At 43.6% G+C, this 20,540-nt stretch carries 12 protein-coding genes; 7 read left to right on the top strand and 5 right to left on the bottom strand.

Features of this window, described 5'->3' with window-relative positions:
- Positions 1–10: 10 nt before the first annotated feature.
- Both MTO98_RS13410 and MTO98_RS13405 read right to left on the bottom strand, forming a co-directional pair.
- A complete protein-coding gene (locus MTO98_RS13410) occupies positions 11–1,036 on the bottom strand; it encodes a YncE family protein (protein WP_243487158.1) in 1,026 nt (341 codons plus the stop codon).
- A gap of 231 nt (positions 1,037–1,267) precedes the next feature.
- Entirely contained in the window at positions 1,268–3,586 is a 2,319-nt protein-coding gene (locus MTO98_RS13405; RefSeq protein ID WP_243487157.1) for a PAS domain S-box protein, read from the bottom strand.
- Positions 3,587–3,820: 234 nt separating this feature from the next.
- Here MTO98_RS13405 and MTO98_RS13400 point away from each other — a divergent pair, with 234 nt between their 5' ends.
- The 7 genes from MTO98_RS13400 to rpiA all read left to right on the top strand — a co-directional run bounded on the left by MTO98_RS13400 (position 3,821) and on the right by rpiA (position 17,683).
- Positions 3,821–6,169, top strand: a complete 2,349-nt coding sequence (locus MTO98_RS13400; protein WP_243487156.1) for a PAS domain S-box protein — start codon at positions 3,821–3,823, stop codon at positions 6,167–6,169.
- Between the two features lie 221 nt (positions 6,170–6,390).
- Positions 6,391–8,658 carry a histidine kinase dimerization/phosphoacceptor domain -containing protein gene (locus MTO98_RS13395; protein ID WP_243487155.1) on the top strand — a complete coding sequence of 756 codons (2,268 nt, stop codon included), beginning with the start codon at positions 6,391–6,393 and terminating at the stop codon, positions 8,656–8,658.
- Positions 8,659–8,788: 130 nt separating this feature from the next.
- Positions 8,789–10,534, top strand: a complete 1,746-nt coding sequence (locus MTO98_RS13390) for a hypothetical protein (protein WP_243487154.1) — start codon at positions 8,789–8,791, stop codon at positions 10,532–10,534.
- 614 nt (positions 10,535–11,148) lie between these two features.
- Complete coding sequence (locus MTO98_RS13385; RefSeq protein ID WP_243487153.1) at positions 11,149–11,883, top strand: ImuA family protein; 735 nt, start codon at positions 11,149–11,151, stop codon at positions 11,881–11,883.
- A gap of 6 nt (positions 11,884–11,889) precedes the next feature.
- Positions 11,890–13,398 (top strand): DNA polymerase Y family protein, encoded by a 1,509-nt coding sequence (locus MTO98_RS13380; RefSeq protein ID WP_371825416.1) that lies wholly within the window; start codon positions 11,890–11,892, stop codon positions 13,396–13,398.
- 6 nt (positions 13,399–13,404) lie between these two features.
- Entirely contained in the window at positions 13,405–16,626 is a 3,222-nt protein-coding gene (locus MTO98_RS13375) for an error-prone DNA polymerase (protein ID WP_243487152.1), read from the top strand.
- Positions 16,627–16,993: 367 nt separating this feature from the next.
- Positions 16,994–17,683, top strand: a complete 690-nt coding sequence (gene rpiA / locus MTO98_RS13370) for a ribose 5-phosphate isomerase A (protein WP_243487151.1) — start codon at positions 16,994–16,996, stop codon at positions 17,681–17,683.
- Positions 17,684–17,685: 2 nt separating this feature from the next.
- On the opposite strand, the gene MTO98_RS13365 is transcribed toward rpiA, so the two are convergent.
- From MTO98_RS13365 to MTO98_RS13355, 3 genes are all read right to left on the bottom strand, one after another.
- A complete protein-coding gene (locus MTO98_RS13365; RefSeq protein ID WP_243487150.1) occupies positions 17,686–18,282 on the bottom strand; it encodes a TetR/AcrR family transcriptional regulator in 597 nt (198 codons plus the stop codon).
- Between the two features lie 4 nt (positions 18,283–18,286).
- Positions 18,287–18,886, bottom strand: a complete 600-nt coding sequence (locus MTO98_RS13360; protein ID WP_243487149.1) for a TetR/AcrR family transcriptional regulator — start codon at positions 18,884–18,886, stop codon at positions 18,287–18,289.
- Positions 18,887–19,126: 240 nt separating this feature from the next.
- Entirely contained in the window at positions 19,127–20,536 is a 1,410-nt protein-coding gene (locus MTO98_RS13355; RefSeq protein WP_243487148.1) for an efflux transporter outer membrane subunit, read from the bottom strand.
- Between the last annotated feature and the right edge of the window lie 4 nt (positions 20,537–20,540).

Below are 20,540 nucleotides of genomic sequence, written 5' to 3'. Positions count from 1 at the left end.
TGCTACAGGATTAATTGTTTATGACGGTAACGCTTGTTATACCGTCCGGTCTGCCTGTGCTGATCCTTTTAATTTCCTTCCTGGCTGCGAGGTCAACTACCGAAACGTAATTATCAGGCGTGCAGGATACAAACATCCGGTTCATCTCCTTATCTATAAAAATACCGGCCCCCTTACCGATTTTTATCTGTTTTTCCAGTTTGCGTGATGCAATGTTATAAAATAAAAGATCGCCGGTTTTTACACTTACTATGCAAAGTGTTTTACCATCGGGAGTCAGTTTAATACGGTGTAACCCTAAAACATGTAAATTGATCCTGGCTTTTACTTGTTTTTTTACCAGATCAACCAACACAATGTAACCGTCCGGGCGTGCTGTCCAAAGCTCCTTTCCATCTGCCGAAACATCAAATCCCTCGGCACCAGCACCAACATCAACCAATGTTTGACGCCATTCTAAGCGATTTTTTGCATTTGCCGGCAATACACCCGTAGGAGGCATATAGGGAGGAATTTCTTTACGCTCGAAAATACTGATCGTACCCGACTCTACATTGGTTGTGTAAAAAGTATTACCATTTGGCGTAAGATACAGTAAATGCGTAAAACCCTGGCCTGTACCTAAAACTTCAACAGGTTTATCGGCTTTGAGATCATAAGCTACCACACATTTTGATCCCTGTGCTGTAAACCACAATGTATCCTGATGAAAAGCCATGCCATGCGGAACATAGAAGGGCTTTGTATCGATATCCTTTACCGGCTTCAGCTGTTTCAGATCAATAACGTTTATGATATGCCCTGTGCCGGCAATAACCGCGTTAGATACATAAGCCGTACTTTTATCTGCAGATAGTTCAATTTCATGCGGGTCTTCCCCAACCGGAATTTTGGTAACGATACCCAGTGTTTTGTAATCAAGCACCCACATTTTCTTTTCGGCTTTTGATAAAAGTAAAACGTATTTATTGTTTTGCCCCAGGCATAATTGAGCAGAAAATAAACAAAAGCCTAATAGCACTAATCGTAAATTCATACAAAAACTGTTTGATGGTATTCGCAAATAAACAGTTTCCGGTATTATTTTCGTTTTTACCCTGCTATTTTAATAAACATGTTACTTTAAAACCCAAACGAGGTCAATTTTTAAAGCATCCGGGAAAAGTAGCCGACCGCGATAAATATAAGCAACCAGCAAAGGTGTGTTTTGCGTTTAGCTAAGCAGATGATACATGTGTTTAATTACCATGCACTCTTATATAAAAGGCTACAAACCGCGCTCAATTTGCAGGGCTTTTTCTGTTTCGATACGATGGTGGATTTCATGTACCATACTATCCATCTCCCTGGCACATTCACGGAGTTTTGAAAATATTTCTCTTTGCTCATGCTCATCTTCGGTCATATCCAACAGGTTTACCAACCCAAGCATGGTTGCTACAGGACGCCTGATCTCATGCGAACTCATCCAGGCCACCTCACGCAATAACCTGTTCTGCCTGTTAATCTCTTCTTCTTTTTCCTTTCGGTAAGTTATATCCTGGCAAACTATGATATAGCCCTGAAATGCGTTTTCTTCATTATAGGCAGGCGTTAGCTGGGCCGAAACCCAAACAGGTATCCCGTTTTTGGTATAAATAACCGTATCTATGCCAAATGCTTCCCTTGCCTGCTGCCTTCGGATAAACGTTGAGATCATAGGATCATGAGGATCTGTTAAGAAATCAGCAGGCATTTTATTCCTCACCTCCTCCATAGTATAACCGGTAAGCTCCACAAAGGCATTGTTAACCCATTGCACCCTGCGCCGATCATCAGTAATGAGTACCATATTGTTCACTTGTTTGATGATACGCGCCAATCGCTTATTTTCCTGCGTACTGCGCTTAAGTGCATCGATATCCCTTACAGCACCAATTAATCTTATGGGTTGTTTCTGGCTGTTATAAACAAAATATCCCTGATCCATCACGTACTTATACTCGCCTTTGCCGCAATTAAGCCGGTATTCGCATTCCCAGTTAGTCAAACCTGCCCGGCTGATCCTTTCCTGGCTGCTTATTACCTCTTCCATATCATCGGGATGGATCAGTGAGCGCCACCATTCCAGCTCATAGCTAATTTCTTCGTGCGGAATTTGCACCAGGTGAGTAAGACTGGTGTTGTAAATGAGCTTATTTTCAACAATGTTAAGGTCATAAACAACGTCTCTTGTTGCCTGGGCAACAAGTTCGTAACGCTCAACCGCTTCTTTCAGGCGTTCGTCTTTAAGCCTGTCTTCTGTTATGTCTGAAAAATATACTGCAACGCCCTCGTCTGTAGGATAAGCGGCCATTCTTAACCAGCGCTGCAAAATTGCCGAGTAATCTTCATGCCTCACAATTACCCTTTCTTCAAGCGCTTTCTGATAAACCTGGTAAAACTTGCTTTCACTTTTGGGAAACAGCTCAAAAACATTGGTACCTATGATCTGGCTTCTGTCGGTTTTGATCAGCTCCCTGAAAGTATCATTTACCCGTATGATATTCATCTGGTTATCGAGCTCAAAAAAGCAATCGGTGATACTGTTCAGCGTATGTTCAAAACTATACATGTACCGGTTACGTTCCAGTTCCAATTGCTTCAATTCTGTAATATCCTGCAGGGAACCTGCTATCTTCAATTCCTGGCCTCCGTTGTTTTCTATCCGCGCAAGCTGACGGATATAACGTATCGTACCATCTAAAGCAGTGATCCGGTGCGTTACATCAAGTTGTTTACCATTGTTGATCAGCTCCTGCAACGCGTTAATCATTGCCGGTCGGTCTTCAGGAAAAATATGCTGAACATAAATATCAAACGCTTCGCGGCTGTCATCCCGGTTAAGGCCCACAATACGATACACTTCATCTGACCATATCAATTTATTATCCCTGGGATAGAATTCCCATCCGGCCACCCGCGATAACAATTGTGTGTCACTTAGCTTATGTTTTTCTTCTAAAAGTTCCCGGTTTACTTTTTCAAGTACCTGTTCAAACTCTACCCTGTCGGTCATATCCCGTACCATCACCATAATGTGGGGCTGGTTATTGAACCGGATCTTATGCGAGGTAATATTTACATAAATTAATTGCCCATCTTTTTTCAGATGCCGCCATGTGCCGCTATCGTTGTGCTTACTTTCCAGTTTTTGGGCCGAAGAAATTGCGCGCTCCCGGTCTTCTGCCGGTCTGATGTCAAGAATGGTACGTTGCCTGAACTCGTCAGCGCTATAACCATACACAGCCGTGGCTGCATCGTTTACCGAAACAAACCTGAGCGTAACAGGCTCGTAAATCCACATCGGGTTTGGGTTGGATTCATACATACTTCGGTATTGCTGCTCGCTTTGTTTCAGCTTTCGGTCCTCAGATCTTATCAAAAAGTAAAGAGCAATAGCAGTAATAGTTACAAACAAACATCCTTTTCCTAAACTTAACCACAAGTACTGGCCGGGGCTAAGCACCCCTTCAAAATAAAATAACAGCCGGTCGCTGAACATGATCCACAGCAGGCTGATTACCAAATAAACTAAGGCAATTACAAATACCCCTCTTTTCCTCATAGTTAAATCCAATCAGGCTTTTTAAACGTTTTTATTAATTAGTAAGTTACCAATTAAATAAATTAAAGCCCCTGAGTTAAATCAAATCCATATATAAATCCATATCCACCATTGTAACATCTATGTTACCCTAAACACTTATTAGCCGCCATGCCCTGTTATCCCTGTATATTTTTTTAACAAAAGCATAACTTTAGCGCATTAGTACTTAAACCAGTGATACCCGGTATCTTTATGCGACTAAACTTTACCCGCAATTTACAGCTCGGCTATGGATTTTCAATATTGATCCTGCTGATTGTTGGAATTGTTTCCTATAATACAATTGATAACTTATTAAACAGTAATAAGGCAGTAGGTCATAGCACACAGGTAATTCAAAAACTTGAGCAGGCTATTTCATTGATGAAAGATGCTGAAACGGGGCAGCGCGGCTATTTGCTTACAGGCAAGGCCAGTTTTTTAGGCCCTTATAACGGTGCTTACCTTAAAGCACAAGGCCTTATTGATGAAGTAAGCGTCTTAACTTCCGATAATCGCCAGCAACAGGCAAACCTTAAAAACATAAGTGTAATACTAACCCGGCGAATGGCGATCATTAAAGAATTGGTTGCCAAAAAACAACAAATGCAGGCTATTTCGGCAATTGATCTGGAAGAAGGAAAATCGGCAATGGATGCGTTACGACTTGCTGTTGACCGTGCAGAAAATATTGAACATAAACTACTGGACCAGCGTGCAGCAACTTTAGAACGTTATACCCATATTGCTCCGGCAGTGATACTCACCGCTGTTGTGCTTGCCATTTTAATTGCATTGTTATCCTACTTCAATGTAATACGCGATGTGCAGCTGAAAGATCGCCTGCAGCGGGAACTACAGCTCAAAGAACAAGAAACTGCCGCTTTTAATGAGGAACTTACTGCGGCCAACGAGGAAATTACGACAGCCAATGAGGAGCTTACCTCAATTAACGAGGAATTGTTTGAAGCCCAGCAGGCGCTGTCACTCATGAACGGATCACTGGAGGAACTGGTAGCTGTGCGTACCAGGTCACTGGCAGAAAGCGAGGAGGAAACACAAGCACTTAATGAGGAACTTACAGCGATTAATGAAGAACTTGCAGCATCAAACGAAGAAATGCTGGCAAGCAATGAGGAATTGCAAAGAAGCAGGGGGGAAATACAAAAAAAGGAGCACCTATTCCGTTCTATAGCTGTCAACATTCCCCGATCTCTGATCCTTGTAATGGATAAGAACCATAACCTGCTAACGATGGAGGGTGAACTTATGCAAAAATTAGGCTATCATGCCGAAAATTATGCAGGTTTACACCTGGCCGAAATTACCTCGCCCGGCCGGTATACGGCAACTAAGCAGTACTACGACCGGATGTTGAAAGGCGAGCAGATCAGGATTGAACTTAAAAGTACCACTGGTGACGACCTGCAGGTAGATTATGTGCCACTGACAGATGACCGGGGGGCGGTTTATGCAGGCCTGGTTATTGCACTTGATATATCTGAACAAAAAAGGGCAGAAGAACGCAGCGCCAAACTGGCTGCCATTGTTGAATCTTCAGATGATGCCATCATTAGTAAATCACTGGATGGTACAATCACCAGCTGGAACAAATCGGCAGAAAGAATATTTGGGTACCCCGCTTCTGAAATGATAGGGCAATCAATTCTTAAGTTGCACCCGCAGGACCGGCAGGATGAAGAATCACAAATTATCACACGCCTGAAAAACGGGGAACGGATAGAGCATTTTGAAACAAAAAGACTTGCAAATGATGGCCGCATTCTTGATGTGTCACTAACCATTTCACCTATACGTGACAACCAGGGAAATATCATAGGGATTTCTAAGATCGCCAGGGATATTTCCGAACAAAAACAGGACGAGCTGCGAAAAAATGATTTTATTGGAATGGTAAGCCATGAGCTTAAAACCCCGTTAACCTCGTTGATGGCGCTCATTCAGGTAGCTAACCTCAAGCTAAAAACCAACACCGACAGTTTCCTGGCGGGTGCTATGGAAAAAGCGGATATACAGGCGAGAAGAATGAGCAGCATGATTAACGGCTTCCTGAATATTTCGCGCTTGGAATCGGGCAAGATTGCCATTGATAAAGAACTATTTGATCTTGACCTGCTGATAAAAGAGGTTGTAGAAGAATACGGGCTTACTGTTTCCAGTCACATCATCAACATCAACATTTGCGATCATGTGCAGGTTAATGCAGATAGGGAAAAAATCGGTTCGGTAATCTCCAACCTGATCAGCAATGCCGTTAAATACTCGCCTAAACGCAAGGAAATTGAAGTAAAATGCGCAATGGTCAATGGCTTCGCCCAAATTAGCGTGAAGGATGAGGGAATGGGTGTCGATGCCCAGGACCTGCCAAGGATCTTTGACCGCTATTACCGGGTTGAAAGCAATCATACCCGCCATATTTCGGGCTTCGGCATCGGGCTTTATTTAAGTGCCGAGATCATCCGCAGGCACGAGGGCCAGATCTGGGCAGAAAGCGAAAGCGGTGTAGGATCTGTTTTTTACTTCAGTTTACCACTGGCATAAATTACTGCACGTTTTGCATCAGCTCATAAAGCAAAATAGCCCTTATTAACGTATACTTTGAACTTTTTGCGGGTTTCCTGTACCCCGCAGTAAAACACCCGCATCAAAACAACTGACTACTAATAAATTACAAAAAAATAAGTATAGTTTTAAATTAGCAGATGAGCTTGAATATACTTAAATTTAAAAAAATATTGATGCGTACCTGCCCTCAACCGAAGATGAAACGAGCTGATAGGATACGAAAATGCAAACTGATTGCGCTGTGTTTACTTTTCGTTGTTTCAGCAAACGCCCAGGAAATTACCAGGCGCCATGCCGATTCTTTGCTTCTTCAAAATAGCTTTTCAGGTTCTATCAACCCCGTACTGCAACTCGCGGAGTTTTTCACTCATTTAAGGCATCCCTCGCCAGAGCAGCTGGATAGTGCCCTTTACTTTATCAATAAGGCCGAGCAACTTAATCGCCGCTCCCCGCAGGCCGAAAACAACTTTCACATTGCATTGATCCGATCTGCATTTTACAAATCAAAAGGTGAGTTAAAAAGCGGGCGGGCATTACTTGAACAAACAATACAAGAAATTAAACAGGTACATAACTGGCCCTTGCTTGGCAAAGCCTATTTTGAATTATCCGAATATTACAGCCAGGATTTTCTGCAGCAAACAATGGTTTCCAGGATACATTTTTTGAACCTGGCAATCGGGGCTTTTGAGCGCACAAACCACCTGGTTGAACTTGCACGGTGCTACCGGCTGCTCGCCGACCTGCATCAAATGATGAATAACTATACTTTGGCTTTTGAAGAGGCTAAAAGGGCATTAAAATATTATAATCAGGCAAATTATACAGAAACACAGGGACTTTACGCATTATTAGGCCGGCTCTATTACACCCAGGGCGATTATAAATCAGCTATCAATTATGAATTAAAGGCCCTTAAAATTGCAACTGAAAGCAATGCTGATAATGTGCGGTTAATATGCCAGATCAACAACAATCTGGGGTATGATTTTATAAAGCTTGGCGATAATCAAAAGGCCATCACTTATTTTTCGCGCGCATTGGAAATTGCCAAATCCGAAAAAGATAATGCAACTGTATACCTGCTTGCCGGTAATATAGTTGATGTTTATTTAAGGATGCAACAGCCTCAAAAAGCTAAAGCCTTTTTAACGCAGGTAACTCAAAAATTTGTACATCCATCCGGAAAATTGTATGAAGGAGGCGATGAGGTAAGTCAAACCTATCTTAAAATTTACTTGGCGTTAAAACAATATGATATAGCTAAACGCTATTGCGATCAGTTAATACTGCAAACCAACAATCCTAATCTTAATTTATATGCCCGAAGCAGCTACTATGAGTTGATCATTAAGTTTTACACTGCCACCGCAAGTTTTAATGAAGCATTAAAATATCTCAAACTAAACCAAACTTTATTAAAGAAAATCGGCAATGATAATGACCTCGGCACTAATGAAATTCTTTGGTTTCATCTGGATACCACCCAGCGCCAGTATCAATCGGCTATTTATCACCTCATATCAGCAAATACCATTAAGGATTCTATCTTCAACAGTACAAAAAGTAAACAAATAGAGCAATTACAGATTGATTATGAAACCCGCCAAAAGGAGGCAGAAATAACGCTTCTAAATCAAAAAAGCAGGCTCGAACAAGCTAATTTACGACAGGCAAACCTTGTTAAAAACCTTACCATCGGCGGCATATTTTTATTACTTGTTATAGCAGGTTTATTATTCAGGCAAAACGTACACAAACAAAAAAACAACGAGGTTATTAGTTCCAAAAATGTGCTGCTGGAAGATCTGCTGCAACAAAAGGAATGGCTATTGAAAGAAGTACATCACCGCGTAAAAAACAACCTGCAAATTGTGATGAGCATTTTAAATACGCAATCGGCTTATTTACAAAACGACATTGCACTTGAAGCAATCCGCGGCAGCCAGCATAGGGTAAACGCAATTGCACTTTTACATCAGAAACTATACAGCAGTACAACTTCGGCCCAGGTATCGATGCCCGCTTATATCAACGAATTGGTCGATTATCTGAGCGACTCATTTGATACAAGCTTCAGGCATATCAAAATAAGGCAGGTACTAAATCCACTGAGCCTTGACCCGGCCCTGGCAGTACCCATTGGTTTGATATTAAACGAAGCAATCACAAACGCTATAAAATATGCTTTTGATCATAATGGCGGTGAAATTGTGATAAGCCTGTTTACATGCAACAATGATAGTGCTGTTTTGAAAGTATCGGATGATGGCCGTGGCCTCCCCCCTAACTTTGACTTTTGCGAGGCTAATTCCTTAGGCATGGAAATGATGAAAGCGCTTGGCAAACAGTTAAAAGGAAAATTTACAGTTGAAAATGTACAAGGCGTTACCTTAATGATAGCATTCCCTATTGAACATCACCGGGTAGAGGTTTACGAAGAAAAAGACTATTTTTTAGAATAACCCGACCAGATCAGTTTACCTATTATCGACCAGAGTACTTTATCCTAAGTAATTTGGCGGATACCACTAATATTGAGTGCATTAGTTTGGCAAAAAGCTTAAATTGCATATACCTAATCAATGTACTACAATGAAAAATCAACTTCTTTTAATCAAAAGTTTTTTGGGATTGATGGTTGTTTTTTTTTCCGCGCAGTCCTTTTATTACAACTATCAAAAAAACGCCGAAACATCAGCGGCATTCATGTATAAAGGCACCGTTAAAAAGGCTGTAGTATGCGGTTTTGTGTATAACGGAGCAGATAGCATTTTTGAAATCCCGGCATTAAAGGGCTGGGGTAATTATCAATGGAAAATTACCACCTCATCAGATAGTGCGCAATTTTATTTTAACCAGGGCATAAGTATGTACTATGGCTTTCATTCTATCGAAGCAATTGCTTCGTTTATCAAAGCCACCCGTTTTGATCCCAAATGTGCAATGGCCTGGTATGGCAAATCGCTGGCTCTGGGGCCAACTATTAATTATCCCAACGGCTATGCCCCGCCAACCGATGCCTATGAAGCTTCAGAAAAAAGTAAACAGCTTAGTACCAATTGCACTCCGCTCGAAAAAGAACTTATTGCCGCTATGCTGCATCGCTATAGCAAGGACACTACCCTTACAGTAAAACAGTTAAGAACCAATTATGCCGATGCTATGCAAACGGTATATTCAAAGTACCCTAAAAATGCCGAAGTATTAACCCTTTATGCCGATGCCTTATTGTTACTTCATCCCTGGGACCTGTATACCCATGATTTTCAACCCAAACCATGGACACCCCAGATCCGCTCCCTGTTAGAACAGGCCATAGCCATTTGCCCGAAACATCCCGGGGCTAATCACTTTTATATCCATACCATGGAGGCTTCCGCAACCCCGCAAATGGCCTTAAAGAGCGCTCATATACTGGATACCCTGATGCCCCGGGTATCGCACATAACACATATGCCTTCGCATATTTATATCCGTACCGGCAATTATGAGCAGGGCATTACAAATAACACAGCGGCTGTGGCAGGCTATGATACTTATCTGAAACAGTACAGCCCTGTAGCAAACGGGGATATATTATATAAAATCCATAACATCCATTTAAAAGTAAACTGCGCACAAATGGCAGGTAACTATCAAACAGCCCTTGCTGCCGCCAATGATGCAAAAGCAGCGCTGCCGTCCTATTACTTAGCCGCAAAAGGAGCTGATGGTAACTTTTTTCAGTACGTTTATATGCAGCCGGTGTTAACGGCAGTGAGGTTTGGTAAATGGGCGAATATTTTAGATATAAAACCTGTTGATTCGCTTGTTTATGCATCGGCATTGCTGCATTTTTCAAAAGGGATGGCATGGTGCGGCAAGGGCAATGTTACCAATGCCAGGCATGAGCTCAAATTGCTGGAAATTAAAATGCAGGACCCATCTTTAAAGGCACCGATTGATAACTTCAGCAGTGCCTATGAATCTGCAAGTGTTGCCAGCCTTATTTTGCAAGGAAGTATTGCCTCCGCCGAAAAAAAACATACCGAAGCCATTAATATCTTACAAAAAGCCGTTACTGCTGAGGATCACCTGATCTATAATGAACCCCGCGACTGGCCCCTACCTACAAGGCAATACCTCGGCAATGCCTTGTTAAAAGCAGGCAGGTACAACGAGGCCATAGCTGTATTAAATAAAGACCTGGTAATTAACCCCAACAATGGCTGGGCATTAACCGGTCTTCAGCTGGCCTATCAAAACACAAGTAATACCACAGCCTTAAATAAAGTAAAGCAACAATTAAAAACTGCCTGGAAAATAAAGGATGTGGAAATTGATAAGCCAGTATTTTAAATAGCGCAGGTATCAACCAAGTCAAACACAGCTACTGGTCGAAGTTTAGCGATAGCGTAACTTCGTCCTAAAATGTACGCCTTTTAAAATCCCCTCTCGAGAGGGGGAGCGATGGAACGAGTGGTAGCAGGGGTGTGTTATATAAGCCGCACATAGAATAACACACCCCTCCACCCCCTCTCAAGAGCAGGGCTGTTGCATTCTATAATATATAACGCAAGTTCAAGCGTCTTTCGCTTGAATTATAACCAACGTAAGCGTCCACGCTTACGTTTATAACGTATTACGGGAGCGTGGACGCTCAATTAAGGCTAACGATCAAGCGTAGACGCTTAATCGTGCGAGTTTTTAAGAACTCAATATATAGAATGCAACGGCCTTGCTCTCAAGAGGGGAACCGCACATTCCCACGCTTTTTATCCATAAGTGACAGCTATGGTTTTTTAGCCAGCAGCACACATATCAACCAAATCAAACACAAATCATTTTATTAAAAATCAACTAATTACAAATTTATTCACCAATTAACAAATACTAATATTTTTAGCATTATATTTGTCATTCCATTTCATCAGCAGCATTTTGAATAGGATTTATAGTTAAAAAGACAAGTAATGCCGGTAGCTAAAAAAGATATCATCAGCCGTTTGCAAAAAGATATTTTGCTTTGGCAGGGCTTTACACCGCCTTTGGCGGGTAAAGCTAAAGGCATTGGCTTAGGCCCGCTGGAATCTGCTTTTCCTAATGGTGTTTTTCCTACCGGTACAATACATGAAATGCTATGCCCTACTGCTGAACATGCAGCAGCCACGGGCGGGCTTATAGCAGGCCTGCTTACCCGCCTCATGAAACAGGGAGGCGCATGCTTATGGGTAAGTATGCACAGGCAACTATTTCCGGCAGCTTTAGCCAACTATGATGTAGAACCCCACCGCGTAATATTTATTGATGTACAACGCGAAAAAGACCTGCTTTGGGCCATGGAAGAAGCCTTAAAATGCGAAGGCCTCGCCGCTGTAATAGCCGAAGTTAAGGAGATCAGCTTTGCACAATCGCGGCGTTTGCAACTGGCAGTTGAAAACAGCAAAGTAACCGGCTTTTTGCTGCGTAATGATCCGCGTAAAGCCGGTGCTACAACCTGTGTGGCCCGCTGGCAAGTAACACCCCTGCCAAGCCAGCCCCATGATGATTTGCCGGGCCTTGGTTTTCCGCGCTGGCAAATTGACCTGCTGCGGGTACGTAACGGCAATCCCGGCAGCTGGAAACTGGAATGGGCCGACGGGCATTTTATCCCCGTGGAAGAAGAAAAAGCCGTACAAATAAATTTACAGGAAAGGATAGCCGGATAGTGAGGTATGATGAACAAGCGCTTTATTTCTTTATGGTTTCGTCATTTACTGACAGACTGGCTCACCCTTCGCCGGCCCGAACTTAAAGCTGTGCCTTTTGTTTTTGCTTCGCCTGTTCGTGGCCGTGTTATGATTACGGCGGCCAATGCATTGGCCGAAACGCAGGGTGTAACCACCGGCATGACGGCAGCCGATGCAAAGGCCATTATAGTTAACCTTGAAGTTGTTGATGACATTCCGGGACAGGCAGATAAACTGCTCCGGGCCTTGGGCGAATGGTGTATTCGCTATTCACCGTTGATAGCCGTTGATTTGCCCGATGGTTTACTTGTTGATATTTCAGGCTGTGCCCATTTATGGGGAGGAGAACGGGCCTATTTAAAGGAGATTGTTACCCGCCTGAGAAGTAAGGGATATGATGTTCGGGGCGCTATAGCAGATACGCCAGGTGCAGCATGGGCAGTAGCCCGTTTTGGGAAAATAAAACCAATTATCCCTCCCGGCGAGCAGGTAGATGCTTTGCTTCCCTTGCCTCCTGTTGCCCTCCGGCTTGAGCCATTAATTATTGAGAGGCTGCAAAAACTTGGGTTTTATACCATTAAAACCTTCGTGGATATGGGGCGCTCAGTATTGCGCCGCCGTTTCGGACAGGAATTATTATTAAGGCTTGACCAGGCCCTGGGGAATGTTGACGAACCTTTGCAATTATTACACCCTGTTGAACCCTATTCAGAAAGATTGCCTTGCCTGGAACCTATCCGTACCGCCACCGGAATTGAAATAGCCATTAAAACCCTGCTCGAAAAACTTTGCCTCCGTTTACAGGGCGAAGGTAAGGGCTTACGGACTGCCATTTTAAAATGTTACCGGGTAGATGGACAGGTGATCGGCGCGGATATCGGCACCAACCGTGCATCACACCATATTGGTCATTTGTTTAAGCTCTTTGAACTTAAAATCTCTACACTGGAACCTGCATTGGGTATTGAACTTTTCACGCTCGAAGCCCCCAAGGTTGATGATACAGAGCCTGAACAGGAAGTGCTGTGGCAGTCAGATAGCTGCGGCCTTGATGATACCGATCTGGCAGAACTTTTGGACAGGTTAGCCAATAAAATTGGTGCGGGCAGCATTCATCGCTATCTTCCACAGGAGCGTTATTGGCCCGAGCGAAGCATTAAACCGGCCATCTCTATTAATGAAAAACCTCAAACCAGCTGGCGAAAAGACCGCCCCCGCCCCTCTATCCTGCTTCCTTATCCTCAGCAAATAGAGGTGACCTCTCCTATTCCTGATTATCCGCCAATGCTGTTCATCTACAAAAATGAAACGCATCATATTAAAAAGGCCGATGGCCCCGAACGGATAGAACGCGAGTGGTGGCTTGATGAGGGTGAACACCGTGACTATTATCAGGTTGAAGACCAGGACGGCAGGCGTTATTGGCTGTTCAGGTCGGGGCATTATGCAGGCAGCCAGGCAGGGCAATGGTTTATTCACGGATTTTTTGCATAACAGGTTATGAGCTATTCGGAATTACAGGTAACCACTAATTTCAGCTTTTTACGGGGAGGATCGCACCCCGAAGAACTGGTAATGCAGGCAGCCGCGCTCGGGCATACCAAAATTGCCATTACCGACCGCAACAGCGTGGCTGGAGTTGTACGTGCGCACTTAGCTACCCGGCCGAAAGAAGTTAACATCAAAATTATCCCGGCATGCCGTCTTGATCTGCTCGATGGTGCAAGCCTGCTTGCTTATCCAACAGATATGGATGCATGGTCGCGCCTTTCGGGCTTGCTTACCAGGGGAAACCTCCGGGCCGAAAAAGGCCAGTGCCATTTGTACAAACAGGATGTATATGAATATGCCAAAGGTATCAAGTTTATAGCCGTGCCTCCCGAATCGCTCAATAGCCGCTTTGATTTTGATGAAACTTTTAAAGCAGATTTAAAAGAATACCGGGAGGCTTTTGGCCATGAACTTTATCTGGCCGCCTCGCGTGCTTATAATATTGATGATGCCAAACGGCTTCACCGGCTGGCACAGTCGGGCATACCTATTGTAGCTACCAACGATGTACATTACCATGAAGCAGCACGCAGGCAACTGCAGGATGTTGTAACCTGCGTACGTGAAAAATGCACCATTCATAATGCCGGCTTTAAACTCAATGCCAACGCCGAACGGTATTTAAAAAGTACAGATGAGATGGAGCGTCTTTTTCGGAAATATCCTGATGCCATAGCCCGTAACGCCGAAATAGCCGAAGCCTGCCAGTTTTCATTAGACACGCTTAAATATATTGAGCCCGAAGAACCCAATACCGATGGCCTTACCCCTCAACAGCGACTAACCAAATTTACCTGGCAGGGTGCCCGGCAACGGTACAACAATAATGTACCCGATAGTATTAAGGCACAAATTGAGTTTGAGCTCGCCTTTATTGAGCGAAAACGGTTGGCCCCCTACTTTTTACGCGTTTACCGGTATACCCGTAAAGCGGCCGAACTGGGCATACTTTACCAGGGGCGTGGTTCGGCCGCTAACTCTACGGTGTGTTATTGTTTAGCTATCACCGCTGTCGATCCTACGGAAACGCAATTGCTTTTCTCTCGTTTCATGTCGGATGCGCGGGACGAATGGCCCGATATTGATGTAGACTTTGAACATGAGCGCCGGGAAGAGATCATCCAATGGATCTACAGTGAATACGGTCGCGACCGATCGGCCATTGTAGCTACCGTTACGCAGGAGCGGCATAAAGGTGCTATCCGTGATGTTGGCAAGGCTATGGGATTATCTGTAGATACCATTAACCGCCTGTCGGGCGCTATCTGGGATTTTTCGGAAGAGGCTTTTGACAGGCAGCGAATCATTGACCAGGGACTTAACCCTGATGATCCGGCCCTGCATAAAGTATTAGTACTTACCGAGCAGTTAATGGGCTTTCCGCGCCAGTTGGGCCAGCATACCGGGGGCTTTGTTATTACACAGGGCAAACTATCTGATATATGCCCGGTGATGAATGCACGCATGGAAGAACGCACCCAACTGGAATGGAACAAGGACGATCTTGAAGCCCTCGGCATTCTGAAGGTTGATGTACTTGGCCTCGGAATGCTTACCTGTATCCGCAAAAGTTTTGATCTCATTAAGCAGCATTATGGCAGAGCATACGATTTAAAGAACGTACCGCGTGAGGACCCAAAGGTTTATGACATGATTTGTGATGCCGATACCTTGGGAGTTTTCCAGATAGAAAGCCGGGCTCAAATGTCAATGCTGCCAAGGCTTAAACCACGAAAGTTTTATGATTTGGTAATAGAAGTAGCTATTGTGCGCCCCGGTCCTATCCAGGGCGACATGGTTCACCCCTATCTGAGGCGTCGTGACGGGTTGGAAGAAGAAAGCTATCCAAAAGAAGAACTACGCAGGATATTAGGCCGTACCAAAGGTGTGCCGCTGTTTCAGGAACAGGCAATGGAAATAGCCATGGTAGCAGCAGAATTTACCGCTGCCGAGGCAGATCAATTGCGCCGGAGCATGGCCACTTTTAAAGCTAAAGGCTTGGTAAGCCAGTTTCGCCAAAAACTGGTGGATGGTATGGTTGCAAGAGGTTACGAAGTAGATTTTGCCCATCGCATTTTTAAACAACTGGAAGGTTTTGGGAGTTATGGCTTCCCCGAAAGCCATGCAGCATCCTTCGCCCACCTGGTTTATATCTCCTCCTGGCTTAAATATTATTACCCCGATGTATTTGCCGCCACCTTATTAAACAGCCAGCCGATGGGCTTTTATCAGCCTGCTCAAATTGTTATTGATGCGGAAAGGCATGGCGTAGTAGTACGCCCGGTAGATGTTAACCACTCCTATTGGGATAATACCCTCGAAGAGCAGAATGGTGCGTACCGGGCATTGCGCTTGGGTTTCAGACAGGTAAAGGGCCTTAACGAAAATGATATGCAGGCGCTGATAGCCGGTCGGGGTACGGGATATACCAGCATCAGTCATTTAAGCGATTCGGGCGTACCCCAAACCCAGATTGAAAAACTTACCGATGCCGATGCTTTCAGATCATTGAATCTTGACCGCCGTGCCGCATTGTGGGAAGTACCGGCGCTTAATGATAAACCTATAGGCTTATTCACCGGGCAACCATCAGAAAGCACCAAAGAAACCCAGATCAGCTTGCCGTTTATGACCCCGGCCGAGCATGTGGTACAGGATTATGCGGCCACCGGTTTATCTGTTAAGGCACATCCCGTGAGTTTTTTACGGCAGCAGCTCAATATGCTGCAGGTAACCCCAACTGCCGAATTACCTAATCTTAAAAATGGAGATAAAATAAAAGTTGCCGGTTTGGTAACTGTGCGGCAAAGGCCCGGCACTGCTAAAGGCATTTTGTTTATCACCATTGAGGATGAAACAGGCTTTGCCAATTTGGTAGCCTGGGAAAAGATCTTTGATAAGTACCGCAAGGATATTGTACAGGCACGCCTATTAATGGTTGAGGGTGTTTTACAAATTGAAGGCAAGGTGATCCACGTTATTATTCGGCGTTGTTTTAACTTATCAAAGTTGTTAAGCACATTAACAACCGTTGGTAATGATAACCAGCCGGTAATGACATTATCCCGAAGCGATGAAACAACAGCCCCCTATCCGGCTGGTTCAAACAAAGGGCAGGTTCAGCAAAACAAACAAAAAGAGGTATTTCACAAGGGACGAAATTTTAAATAAAAAATTTAAAATGTTTTTACTCCTGATTCGTCTGCATTAGTATAAGATGAATTAAGAATCTGTCTAAAAATGAATGAAGATTTTTCGTAGAGACGCATCACATGCGTCTCCGTTAGGACAAGCGGCCTTGCATATCATTTTGCTACCGTAATTGCATGTGGGAGACGCATGTGATGCGTCTCTACAATTAAGAAAACAATCAAATTTGGGCAGTTTAAATAACAGAAGTATAAAATAATAACGATTAATATAACATGAAAACATCAACAATATCAGCCCATCATACCCAGCACTTATGGGAGGGCATAGACGACTAAAAGAATAATTTAACCAGGGTTATTAGCGGCTGGTGCTGTATCTTAGCGCCATGATTGATTACAAACTGGAAGCAGCAAAAGCCGCTTTAACCTTAATAAGCCCCAAACAAACTATCGGTTTGGGAGCAGGAAGCACAATAGCTCATTTGGTTAATATGTTAGCTCAAAACCCTGAGCTTGCAGCTTCATTAACATTTACATCATCATCATTTAAAACAACACAATTGTTAAGCAAGCATGGGTTGCGCATCCAGTCGCCGGCTTTGCTTAATAAATTGGATATCTACTTTGACGGCTGCGACCAGTTTGACAGAGAACTGAATGCACTGAAAAGCGGCGGCGGCATCCATACTACCGAAAAAATACTGGCCTCAATGGCGCAGGAATTTATCTTGCTTGGCGATGAAGGCAAATTTTCGCCTAAACTTAATGCTACCTATCCGCTGGTTATCGAGATCCTGCCGCAGGCACTACAAATTGTATTGGCAAAGCTAAGTGCTCTTTTCCCTGCCGCTGCGCTTACACAACGCATGAGTACTCAAAAAGATGGTGCGCTGATATCAGACAACGGCAATATGCTTGTAGATGTGCTATTTACTGAATTACCAGAGCCCGCGCATTTAAATACACTTGTAAAAATGATACCGGGAGTTGTGGAGCACTCTTTATTTTACCAGATAGCAAGCAAGGCCATCATTGCGGGTGAAAAGGGCAACCAGGCAATTTTTCCTCAGCGATAAACTTAATTAGCATTATTTAAAACGGTTATGCCTTTTATAGAGCAAACACCGTAATTAAAATGGTTTAAGAGTTGCAGTTGTACATCCCATAAATTAAACTCGGCATGGGGGTATATGGCGGCGTTAAAACCCAGTTCAATTTGGTTTACACGCATAATAGCAATTACCCTTGCGTCAATTTCCGGGCGAATGTAGCCTTGTTCAATCCCCTTCTTCAAAAGCTTCTCGATGATATTTACCAGGAAGCCCGTTTTAAACCTGAGGTATAATAACCAGCCTTCATGATGATACTTTTGCAGATCGAACAACACTGCAGGGTTTATCCTCGAAAAGATATCGCCCGTACATTTGGTTAGCTCAACCATTTCATCTATCATATTCCCTTCATTACTAATGATCGAGCAAAGATTTGCCTCATCATCGGCAAGCCGCTTACTTACCAGGGCGGTAACAAGATCGTTTTTATCCTTAAAATGCTGGTAAATTGTTTTTTTAGAAATGCCCAGATGCCGGGCAATGTCATCCATGGTAATGCTTTTTATGCCCGCCTCAAGAAAAAGCTCCTCGCTCCCAGTTAAAATCCGCTCCTTATCAATCATCACTTTATCCCGTTATCAGCGCATTGATCCCTTTGATGGCATCGATCAGGATCTCCTGGTTCATTTTTTCATCGTGGGTAAGCTGGATCATGTTAATAGCTATCAATCCATGAATTATAGCCCAGTAGGTATAGTATTTTTTTTGAACCTCCTCGTCATTTGCTTCATGTGGTAAATAAAGCATGCGTATAACGTCCGAAACCATTTGCGGAAAAGCCTTCGCTTCGCTAATTTGGTTTTCAACAGGGCAGCAACCGGTTCCAACAGCAAACATTAACTGGTAAAGTTCTTTATAAGTAATTGCAAAACTCCAGTAAGCCAACCACATAGCCTCCATTTGCTCAACCGCTCCGGTATGTGCATCTTTAGCTATCTTAACCATGGCAGCCAATTTCAAATGGCCCATACGTGCAAGTTCTACATACAAAGCATCTTTACTTTCAAAATACTCATAGATAGCGGGGGCTGTGTATTCGATATTATCAGCAAGTTTTCTCATACTTAATGAATCGCACCCCTCGCACTTGATCATATCCAACGCTGCATCCAGTATTCGTCGCCGGGTATCGTCTTTTTGCCTTAATATCCGTTCTTTACTTCCCATGGTTTAACCTCTTAGCTACAAGCTTAATTTGATTTAATTTACTCATTAATAAATAATTAACCACAATAAATACAATTATGGCCATAAATTTTGCATTGTAACAGGTTTATATAAATATCAATTAGTTAGCATAGATAATAAATGTTTAAACAACTTCAAAATATGTCAAAATCACTACTGCAAAAAGGCCCGGTTGCTCACATGCAACCAGGCTCCGTTATTAACAGGGGAATTAAAACTTTATTTCCAGCCGCCGCCCAAAGCACGGTACAGGTTAACTATTGATTGCAGCTCCTGCAAACGGTCGTTAACGCTGCTTAACTGAGCAGCAAGCAAGCTTTGTTCAGAAGTTAAAACATCGGTATAATTGGTAGCAGAACTATAGCGAAGCAATTCCTTGGTATAATCAACCGATTTTTCAAGTGCCTGTAACTGCTTAACCCTTGAGCTTTGCTTTGCAATTGCATTTTGGTATGAGAACAACGCGTTGGTTACTTCCTGCCCGGCTGTAAGCAGTGATTTCTGGTAAGCATAATAGGCCTCCTGTTGCTGAGCCTGCGCAGTTCTTAAACGAGCCTTGTTTTGGCCTTTGTTAAAAATAGGCTGGGTAATTCCACCTACAAAATTGTAAAAGATGGAGTTATCAAAAAAGTTCTTCAACTGCAGGGTTGATAAACCGCCTTGCCCGGTGATAGTAAGCTGCGGATAAAAGTAAGTACGCGCCAGATTGGTATTCTCAAACGCACTCCTGAATGCAAACTCGGCCTGTTGCACATCCGGACGATTTTTCAGCAATTGTGATGGGATCCCGGTTTTCAGATCGGCAACCGGTTTCTGATCGTTCAGTGTTGTACGTTTAATAGTACCCGGGGCCCTTGCGAGCAATATACTCAACGCGTTCTCCGCTTCGCGGATACTTTGTTTAAGATCGGGAATGGTAACTTCGGCAGCGTAGCGGTTAGCTTCACTTTGCACAACTGCTGCGCCATTTACTACAGCCCCTTCTTTCAGCGACTTTACCGTTTCTACATCTTTTACCCGGATAACGAGTGTTTGCTCGGTGATAGCCAATTGCTGATCAAGGGCCAGCAGGTTATAATAAGCGTTCGCGATATCTGCCACTAACTGGGTCTGAACTGCTCTTTTAGCGGCATCACTTTGCAAAAGGGATGCTAATGCGGCTCTCTTGGCACTGCTTAATTTACCCCAGATATCAGCTTCCCAGCTGGTGCTTAATGCAGCCTGGTAAGTGGTAGTTTTAAGGTTGAACGAGTTGGCAAACTCAGGCGGAAAGTTCAGGCTCGCTGCCGATGTTTTTGCCCTTGTAGCATTCAGGCTTCCATCCAGGCTTGGCAGGTATGCTGCCTTGCTCTGATTAAATGTTGCCTGGGCCTCGTTAATGCGCTGCACAGCAGTCTTCAGGTCAAGGTTTTCACGCAATCCTTCCTGTATCAGGTTTACCAGTACTGTATCCGAAAACAATTGGTTTACCGGCATATTAGCCATTGATGTTGTATCGCTGATGGTGGTATCGCGATACAGCTTATCAGTATTTACCACCGGCTGCTGGTACTTTTTTGTAACACATGAGGCAAATACCGCTGTTGCTGCCAACGTGGCCAGTATTTGCCGTTTATATGAATAGATCATTTTT

It is taken from the genome of Mucilaginibacter sp. SMC90 (assembly GCF_022811725.1).
Classification (GTDB): domain Bacteria; phylum Bacteroidota; class Bacteroidia; order Sphingobacteriales; family Sphingobacteriaceae; genus Mucilaginibacter.
The sequence above is the reverse complement of the archived record's forward strand: the minus strand, read 5'-3'. Positions and strand labels throughout refer to the sequence as shown.

Bases quoted from the DNA above. Each gene is read 5' to 3' on its own strand.
- MTO98_RS13410 (WP_243487158.1), bottom strand. From the start codon at position 1,036: ATGAATTTACGATTAGTGCTATTAGGCTTTTGTTTATTTTCTGCTCAA.
- MTO98_RS13405 (WP_243487157.1), bottom strand. From the start codon at position 3,586: ATGAGGAAAAGAGGGGTATTTGTAATTGCCTTAGTTTATTTGGTAATC.
- MTO98_RS13400 (WP_243487156.1), top strand. From the start codon at position 3,821: ATGCGACTAAACTTTACCCGCAATTTACAGCTCGGCTATGGATTTTCA.
- MTO98_RS13395 (WP_243487155.1), top strand. From the start codon at position 6,391: ATGAAACGAGCTGATAGGATACGAAAATGCAAACTGATTGCGCTGTGT.
- MTO98_RS13390 (WP_243487154.1), top strand. From the start codon at position 8,789: ATGAAAAATCAACTTCTTTTAATCAAAAGTTTTTTGGGATTGATGGTT.
- MTO98_RS13385 (WP_243487153.1), top strand. From the start codon at position 11,149: ATGCCGGTAGCTAAAAAAGATATCATCAGCCGTTTGCAAAAAGATATT.
- MTO98_RS13380 (WP_371825416.1), top strand. From the start codon at position 11,890: ATGATGAACAAGCGCTTTATTTCTTTATGGTTTCGTCATTTACTGACA.
- MTO98_RS13375 (WP_243487152.1), top strand. From the start codon at position 13,405: ATGAGCTATTCGGAATTACAGGTAACCACTAATTTCAGCTTTTTACGG.
- rpiA (WP_243487151.1), top strand. From the start codon at position 16,994: ATGATTGATTACAAACTGGAAGCAGCAAAAGCCGCTTTAACCTTAATA.
- MTO98_RS13365 (WP_243487150.1), bottom strand. From the start codon at position 18,282: ATGATTGATAAGGAGCGGATTTTAACTGGGAGCGAGGAGCTTTTTCTT.
- MTO98_RS13360 (WP_243487149.1), bottom strand. From the start codon at position 18,886: ATGGGAAGTAAAGAACGGATATTAAGGCAAAAAGACGATACCCGGCGA.
- MTO98_RS13355 (WP_243487148.1), bottom strand. From the start codon at position 20,536: ATGATCTATTCATATAAACGGCAAATACTGGCCACGTTGGCAGCAACA.